This is a genomic window from Kitasatospora indigofera (assembly GCF_014655955.1).
Lineage (GTDB): Bacteria > Actinomycetota > Actinomycetes > Streptomycetales > Streptomycetaceae > Kitasatospora > Kitasatospora indigofera.
In genome coordinates, this window is sequence record NZ_BNBO01000123.1 from 1 (window position 1) to 1,603 (window position 1,603).

At 56.6% G+C, this 1,603-nt stretch carries 1 rRNA gene (cut by a window edge); it reads left to right on the top strand.

Annotated features, from left to right (window positions below):
• Positions 1 to 56 precede the first annotated feature (56 nt).
• A 23S ribosomal RNA gene (locus IE329_RS39680) occupies positions 57 to 1,603 on the top strand (it continues 1,600 nt past the right edge of the window).

The following is a 1,603-nucleotide window of genomic DNA, read 5'->3' on the forward strand; positions in this document are numbered from 1 at the left end:
TGATGGTGGGTGACTGGTCGTTGTTTGAGAACTGCACAGTGGACGCGAGCATCTGTGGCCAAGTTTTTAAGGGCGCACGGTGGATGCCTTGGCACCAGGAACCGATGAAGGACGTGGGAGGCCACGATAGTCCCCGGGGAGCCGTCAACCAGGCTTTGATCCGGGGGTTTCCGAATGGGGAAACCCGGCAGTCGTCATGGGCTGTCACCCATACCTGAACACATAGGGTATGTGGAGGGAACGCGGGGAAGTGAAACATCTCAGTACCCGCAGGAAGAGAAAACAACCGTGATTCCGGGAGTAGTGGCGAGCGAAACCGGATGAGGCTAAACCTGATACGTGTGATACCCGGCAGGGGTTGCGTATGAGGGGTCGTGGGAAAGTTCTTCAGTCGTCTGCCGGCGGCTGGGTGAGTCAGAAACCGTTGGTGTAGTCGAAGGACATGCGAAAGGTCCGGCGTAGAGGGTAAGACCCCCGTAGACGAAACATCAGCGGCTCACTTGAGCTTCTCCCAAGTAGCACGGAGCCCGAGAAATTCCGTGTGAATCTGGCGGGACCACCCGCTAAGCCTAAATATTCCCTGGTGACCGATAGCGGATAGTACCGTGAGGGAATGGTGAAAAGTACCGCGGGAGCGGAGTGAAATAGTACCTGAAACCGTGTGCCTACAAGCCGTGGGAGCGTCGGACATGCAGCTTGCTGTGTGTCTCGTGACTGCGTGCCTTTTGAAGAATGAGCCTGCGAGTTTGCGGTGTGTAGCGAGGTTAACCCGTGTGGGGTAGCCGTAGCGAAAGCGAGTCCGAATAGGGCGTCTGAGTTGCATGCCCAAGACCCGAAGCGGAGTGATCTAGCCATGGGCAGGTTGAAGCGGAGGTAAGACTTCGTGGAGGACCGAACCCACCAGGGTTGAAAACCTGGGGGATGACCTGTGGTTAGGGGTGAAAGGCCAATCAAACTCCGTGATAGCTGGTTCTCCCCGAAATGCATTTAGGTGCAGCGTCACGTGTTTCTTGCCGGAGGTAGAGCACTGGATAGGCGATGGGCCTCACCGGGTTACTGACCTTAGCCAAACTCCGAATGCCGGTAAGTGAGAGCGTGGCAGTGAGACTGTGGGGGATAAGCTCCATGGTCGAGAGGGAAACAGCCCAGAACACCGACTAAGGTCCCTAAGCGTGTGCTAAGTGGGAAAGGATGTGGAGTCGCAGAGACAACCAGGAGGTTGGCTTAGAAGCAGCCACCCTTGAAAGAGTGCGTAATAGCTCACTGGTCAAGTGATTCCGCGCCGACAATGTAGCGGGGCTCAAGCACACCACCGAAGTCGTGTCATTGCAGCAATACCCCCAACGGGGGCTGTGATGGGTAGGGGAGCGTCGTGTTCCGGGTGAAGCAGCGGAGGAATCCAGTTGTGGACGGGACACGAGTGAGAATGCAGGCATGAGTAGCGATACAAGAGTGAGAAACTCTTGCGCCGATTGACCAAGGGTTCCTGGGTCAAGCTGATCTGCCCAGGGTAAGTCGGGACCTAAGGCGAGGCCGACAGGCGTAGTCGATGGACAACGGGTTGATATTCCCGTACCCGCTTTGAAGCGCCAACGTCGAACCT